Here is a 6,347-nt window from a genome sequence, read left to right on the forward strand (position 1 = left end):
AATTTCACGGAATTTTAGTTTTTATAGAATTAAGCTCTAGTCTTAAAAATTCTCTTCGGTATTTCGGTCGCTTACGTGATCCCACGGCAGCTTCATTCCGCCCAGGATATGAAAGTGCAGGTGCATCACTTCCTGTCCGCCGTTTTCGCCGCAGTTGCAAACGAGGCGGTATCCGCTCTTATCAAGCCCCATTTTGCGAGTTACTTCTTGGATAAAAGCGCTCATTTTGCTCATCACTTCAGGAGGCGTTACTTGGAAGTTTTCGTAGCATTTCTTAGGGATCGCCAGGATATGGATCGGCGCTTTTGGGTTGATGTCGTGAAAGGCCAAAAATTCATCGTTCTCTAACACTTTGTTGCACGGGATTTCGCCGTTTACGATCTTTTCAAAGACGTTCATTTTAGATCCTTTTATGAGGTTGAAATTTAGCCGCGATTATAGCCAAAAAATCCAAACACGCAAATTTACCTAGCTTTTATCAAATTTTAACTACAATCGCGCCATTAAATTTAACTACAAGGATAGAATTTGCAAGAAATTAAAGCAAAAATCGACGCCGCATCGAGCTTAAGCGAGCTAGAAGCCGTGCGCTTGGAGCTTTTTGGCAAAAAAGGCATCATAACGGCGCTTTTTTCCGAGCTCAAATCCGCAGCGCCCGAGCAGAAAAAAGAGCTTGCCGTAAGCGCGAATGAAAAGCGCGATTATTTTAGCGAGCTCATCGCCGCAAAAAAGGCGAGCCTGGAAGAGGCGGAGCAAAAAGAGGCGATGAAAAATGAAGCGAGCGACGTCACGCTTTTTAACGAAAACGTAAGCTGCGGCGCGCTGCACCCCGTGATGGAGACGATGGATAAGATCATTGACTACTTCATCGCGCAAAATTTCAGCGTCGAAAGCGGCCCGCTCATCGAGGACGACTTTCATAATTTCGAGGCGCTAAATTTACCCAAATACCACCCTGCGCGCGATATGCAAGATACGTTTTATCTAAATGACGGGCGGCTACTACGCACGCACACCAGCGGCGTTCAGATCCGCACGATGGAGAAATTTAAAGCTCCACCGGTGCGTATGATCGCCCCGGGCGCGGTCTTTCGCCGCGATATGGATCTAACCCACACGCCGATGTTTCATCAAGTAGAAGGCCTCGTAGTCGAGCAGGGAGACCGCGTGAGCTTTGCGAATTTAAAATACGTTTTGGAGGAATTTTTGCGCTATATGTTCGGTAGCGTACAGGTGCGCTTCCGTCCGAGCTTCTTTCCGTTCACGGAGCCGAGCACTGAGGTCGATATCAGCTGTATTTTCTGCCACGGGCATGGATGCCGCGTCTGTAAGCAGACGGGATGGCTCGAGGTACTAGGCAGCGGTGTGGTCGATCCTAATGTCTTTAAGGCGGTAGGCTGGAAAAACGTCAGCGGATACGCATTCGGGCTCGGCGTCGAGCGCTTCGCGATGCTGCTGCACGGCATACCCGATCTGCGCTCGCTATTTGAAGGCGATATTAGATTATTGGAGCAGTTTAAATGATAATAACGAGAAATTGGTTGCAGGAGTGGATCGACATAAGCGAAATTCCAAGCGAAAGGCTACTTTCTACGCTAAATTCCATCGGTCTGGAGGTTGACGCTCACGATAAAATTTCACTTCCTAAAGGCGTCGTAGTAGGACTCGTAAAAAGCAAGCGTCGTCACGAAAATTCCGATCATCTAAACGTTTGCGAGGTTGATGTCGGTAAGCAGAGCTTGCAGATCGTCTGCGGCGCAAAAAACGTCGAGGCAGGGCAATATGTCGCGGTTAGCCTAATCGGTACCGTGCTGCCTAGCGGTCTTGAGATAAAGCCTGCCAAACTTCGCGGAGTGGAGAGCTTCGGTATGATCTGCTCTGCGACCGAGCTTGGACTTGCTAAGACGAATGAGGGCATTATGGTGCTTGATAGCAGCATCGGCGAGCTCGTGCTGGGCAAGGAGCTGCGCGAGTATGAAATTTTTAATGATGATCTTATCGAGATCGAGCTTACCGCTAATCGCGGCGACTGCCTTAGCATCTTAGGTATAGCGCGCGATCTAAGCGCGACACTTGATCTGCCGCTAAAGGAAAAGCACGAATTTGAAGATGCCGACGGAGCGCCTGGTATCGGTAGAATTTTAAGCGTGCGTGCAAGCGATGAGGTAAGCGCTAAATTTGCTTTTCGAGCTTATGAGATCAAAGGCGAGCTGAAGTTAAATTTAAAGCAGACCTTGCGTCTTGCAAGCGTTGGTATTTTGCAAAGCTGCGCGGTGCAAAATTTCATCAACTACGCTACTCACTCTACCGGAGTATTGCTGCGCGCTTATGATTTTGAAAAGATCGCTTCCGCAGATGGCAAGGTAGCGCTTGACATAAAGCCTATGCCAAACGGTGAGTTCGGCGTTTATGCGGGCAAGAGATTGCTTAGCGTAGCAGGGATTTGCCAAGACGCGGAGCTAAAGGCGTGTTGCAGTAGCAAAGTGGTGCTATTAGAGGCAAACTACACCGCGCCACTGATCATCGCTAGAGCAGTAAACGAAAATAAAAGCCTAAAAGGCGATGAGCATGTGTATCGCTCAAGTAGAGGCAGCGAGCCAAAGCTTAGGCTGGGGCTAGATCTGCTATTTAGATTGCTACTTAAAAATAAAGCCGTGAGCCTATATGCGGGCACACAAAAGATTTCAAATGCTTTGGAGCCGCTTATCGTGGGCTTTAGCGAAAAAGAGATAAACTCAATGATCGGCGCGCAAATTCCGCGCGATAAAATCGTTAAAATTTTAAAAAGGCTGGGCTTTGATGTGGGCGTCGAAGCCGATCTAATCACCGCCAAGGTACCGCCTTTCCGCCACGATATCGTAAATTCTCACGACGTGTGCGAGGAGATCGTGCGTATCGTAGGCATCGATAATATCGCCGCCGCGCCGCTAAGCTTCTACGAAAAAAACCGCCTAAACGATACCTACGTAAATTTACAAAACGGACGCAAGCTTCGCAACAAGGCGGCTGCGGTAGGATTTTTCGAGTGTGTGCACTATGTATTTGACGACGGGAAGGCGCTAGAAAGCTTAGGTTTTGCGCCGTGCAAGGTTAAAATTTTAAATCCGATAAACGGCGAGCTGGACGCGCTAAGACCGACGCTGATTAATCATCTGCTGGAATCTGCTGAGCGAAATTTAAAGAATTCTCGCAGAAGCGTCAAGCTTTTTGAGCTAGGAGAGGTCTTTGACGAAAGCGGCGCGCAGAGCCTAAGACTGGGCTTTATCGCTAGCGGATTAAAGGCGGAGCCCTCTATCGCTGCCGGCGCAAAACCCGCTGCGGTGGATTTTTTGTATTTTGCAAATTTAATCCAAAGCGTCATCGGTAAATTTAATGTCAGGTTGCCTGGCGAAAATTTGAAATTTTTAAGCGAATTCGAGCAAGCTCAGATCGAGCAGGACGGCGAGATAGTGGGCTTTATCGGGCGCGTGGATTACGCCGTAGAAGCAGGGCGCGATCTGGATAAAAGCTATCTGTGCGAGATCGATTTTTCCAAGCTTAAATTTAAAAATATCGTAGCGGACGCTTATTCGAAGTTTCCTAGCGTATCGCGCGATCTAAGTATTTTGGTGCCGAGCGGAATGCGTTTCGAGCAGATCAAGCAGTGCATAGATGCCCTTAAAATTGAGGCGCTAAAGGAATTTATCCCGAGCGATCTTTACGGCGACGAAAGCCTGGGCGATTCAAAGAGCCTGACGATCAGACTTGTATTTCAAGACCTTCAAAAAACGCTGTGCGACGAGGAAGTCGCGGGCTTTACCGATAAAATTTTAGCCGCGCTTAGCAGCGAACTGGGGCTTAGACTGCGATGAGAATTTTTGCGCAAGCGAGCCCTTTGCGGGCGGAGATTTCAAACATCGCCGCGGATAAATCAATCTCGCACCGTGCGGCGATCTTTTCGCTGCTAGCGGAGGGAACGAGTAAAATTTCAAACTATCTAGCCGCCGAGGATACGCTAAATACGCTAAAAATAATGGAGCTTTTGGGTGCTTGCGTGCAGCGCGACGCTAGCGAAATTTTAATCACTCCGCCGGAGGTTATCAAAGAGCCTAACGTCCCGCTTGATTGCGGCAACTCTGGCACTGCAATGCGGCTATTTATGGGCTTTTTGGCGGGACGCGAGGGCTTTTTCGTGCTATGCGGCGATCGGTATCTAAGCGAGCGCCCGATGAGGCGCGTTGCGGACCCGCTTTGCAAAGTAGGCGCTAAAATTTACGGACGAGCAGGCGGCGAAAAGGCGCCTATCGCGGTGCTGGGGCAAAAGCTTGGGTATTTTGAATACGCGAGTAAAATTGCGTCCGCGCAGGTTAAGACTGCTCTTATTTTAGCAGCCTTGCGCGGCAGCGGATGTAAATTTAGCGAGCCCGAGCTTAGCCGCGATCACAGCGAGCGGATGCTAAAAGCGATGGGCGCGCAAATTTCGCGAAACGGACTTGCGATCGAAGTCGCGTCGCTTAGCTCGCCGCTTAAACCGCTTGAAATTTTTATCCCAAACGATCCAAGCTCGGCGTTTTTCTTCGCAGTCGCCGCAGCGATAACCCCGGGCTCGCGCATAGTGCTAAAAAATATGCTGTTAAACAAAACCCGCATAGAGGCGTATGAAATTTTAAAACGTATGGGCGCCGAGGTTAAATTTAATAAAACGAGCGAAATTTACGAGCAGATCGGCGATATAGAGATCGTTTACGCGCCGCTTCACGCCGTGGAGGTTAGCGAAAATATCTCGTGGCTGATAGACGAAGCGCCTGCGCTTGCTATCGCCTTTGCTTGCGCGCAGGGAAGTAGCGTGCTTAAAAATGCCGCCGAGCTGCGCGTGAAGGAGTGCGACCGCATAAAGGTAACCTGCGAAGGGCTTCGCGCTTGCGGTATTAAGGCGCGCGAGCTACAGGACGGCTGGCAGATCGAAGGCGGCGAGGCAAACGCGGCTATCATCACGCCGTGCGGCGATCACCGCATCGCGATGAGCTTTGCGATTTTGGGCTTAAGATCGGGGATGATCATCGAAGATAGCGATTGTATCGCGACGTCGTTTCCAAATTTTGCCGCGATTTTAAGACAGATCGGAGCCGGCGTTGAAGATTGAGATGGCCAAAAGCTACGGCTTTTGCTTCGGCGTCAAGCGCGCGATCAAGATCGCAGAAAGCGCCGGCGAGGCCGCTACGATCGGCGAACTCATACATAACGCCGAAGAGATCAATAGGCTAAGGCAAAATTTCGGCGTCAAAACCCTGGGGGGCGTTAGCGAGATCAAGGACGAGCAAAAGCTCATCATCCGCACGCACGGCATCCAAAAGGACGATCTGCAAAACCTAAAAGCGCAAAACAAGCAGCTCATCGACGCTACCTGCCCCTTCGTGACCAAGCCGCAGCAGATCGTAGAAAAGATGAGCGCGGAGGGTTACGACATTGTGATCTTCGGCGATAAAAATCATCCCGAGGTAAAGGGCGTGAAATCCTACGCAAAATCGCGCGTATTCGTGATCATGGATACGAAGGAACTGCAAGACGTCAAGCTCGGCTCGCGCGTCGCGCTCGTTTCGCAGACTACGAAAAAGATAGAAAATTTTACTAAAATCGCGGATTTTTTGATGCAGCGCGCGAGGGAGCTGAGAATTTTTAATACGATTTGCAATGCGACATTGGAAAATCAAGAGGCGGTAAAAAGCCTGTCACAAAAAGCCGACGTGATGATAATCGTGGGCGGGAAAAATTCCTCCAACACCAAGCAGCTTTTTTTAATTTCGCAAAATTTTTGCAAAGACAGCTACCTTATAGAAAACGAAAGCGAGCTTGAGCGCTCGTGGTTTGAAAACAAAAGCCTCTGCGGCATCTCCGCAGGAGCTAGCACGCCTGATTGGATCATCAAAAAAGTGGTAGCTCGGATTGAAAATTTAACGCAGAATTTATAAGCCCTCTTATCAAATTTACTCTTAGAAATTTATCAAATCGAAAGCAAATTTTGGCTAGAATCGCGCATTTTAGTTCTTTTCAAAAAAGCACAAATAAATTTAAAGGAAGCATATGGCTGAGGTGAACGAGAAGGTTCAAAACCACGCAGAGGAAGATTTTGCGACATTGTTAGAGGAGTATGACGCCGGGAAGTCTCGCGACGAGGTCGTCACAGGTAAGGTTATCGCCCTTAAGGACGGCGAGGTTTTCATAGACGTAGGCAGGAAGTCGGAGGGCATTTTAGACGCCGCCGAGGTTAGCGACGAGCAAGGAAACCCGCAGGTTAACGTAGGAGATGACATCAAAGTCGCTATTATCGGAAGCAGAGGCGGTCGCCCGGTCGTATCGTATAAAAAGGC

At 49.2% G+C, this 6,347-nt stretch carries 6 protein-coding genes; 5 read left to right on the forward strand and 1 reads right to left on the reverse strand.

Annotated elements, in window-relative coordinates; all coding sequences use genetic code 11:
* Positions 1-42: 42 nt before the first annotated feature.
* On the reverse strand, positions 43-399 hold the full coding sequence (locus tag Q0140_RS07520; protein ID WP_297881238.1) for a histidine triad nucleotide-binding protein: 357 nt from the start codon (positions 397-399) through the stop codon (positions 43-45).
* 129 nt (positions 400-528) lie between these two features.
* Between Q0140_RS07520 and pheS the strand changes: the two genes are divergently transcribed.
* The 5 genes from pheS to Q0140_RS07545 all read left to right on the forward strand — a co-directional run.
* Positions 529-1,524, forward strand: coding sequence for a phenylalanine--tRNA ligase subunit alpha (gene pheS, locus Q0140_RS07525; RefSeq protein WP_297963421.1), 996 nt, complete (start codon positions 529-531; stop codon positions 1,522-1,524).
* Positions 1,521-3,851, forward strand: coding sequence for a phenylalanine--tRNA ligase subunit beta (gene pheT, locus Q0140_RS07530; RefSeq protein ID WP_297963423.1), 2,331 nt, complete (start codon positions 1,521-1,523; stop codon positions 3,849-3,851). Before pheS ends, pheT begins: the two co-directional genes overlap by 4 nt.
* Entirely contained in the window at positions 3,848-5,122 is a 1,275-nt protein-coding gene (gene aroA / locus Q0140_RS07535) for a 3-phosphoshikimate 1-carboxyvinyltransferase (protein ID WP_297963425.1), read from the forward strand. Before pheT ends, aroA begins: the two co-directional genes overlap by 4 nt.
* The gene (locus Q0140_RS07540; protein ID WP_297963427.1) at positions 5,112-5,948 is read left to right on the forward strand and encodes a 4-hydroxy-3-methylbut-2-enyl diphosphate reductase; all 837 of its coding nucleotides are present in this window, start codon (positions 5,112-5,114) and stop codon (positions 5,946-5,948) included. The genes aroA and Q0140_RS07540 overlap by 11 nt, the downstream gene beginning before the upstream one ends.
* Before the next feature lie 112 nt (positions 5,949-6,060).
* A partial coding sequence (locus Q0140_RS07545) for a S1 RNA-binding domain-containing protein (protein ID WP_297963429.1) occupies positions 6,061-6,347 on the forward strand: 287 nt, incomplete at its 3' end.

The organism is uncultured Campylobacter sp., assembly GCF_938045405.1.
GTDB lineage: Bacteria > Campylobacterota > Campylobacteria > Campylobacterales > Campylobacteraceae > Campylobacter_B.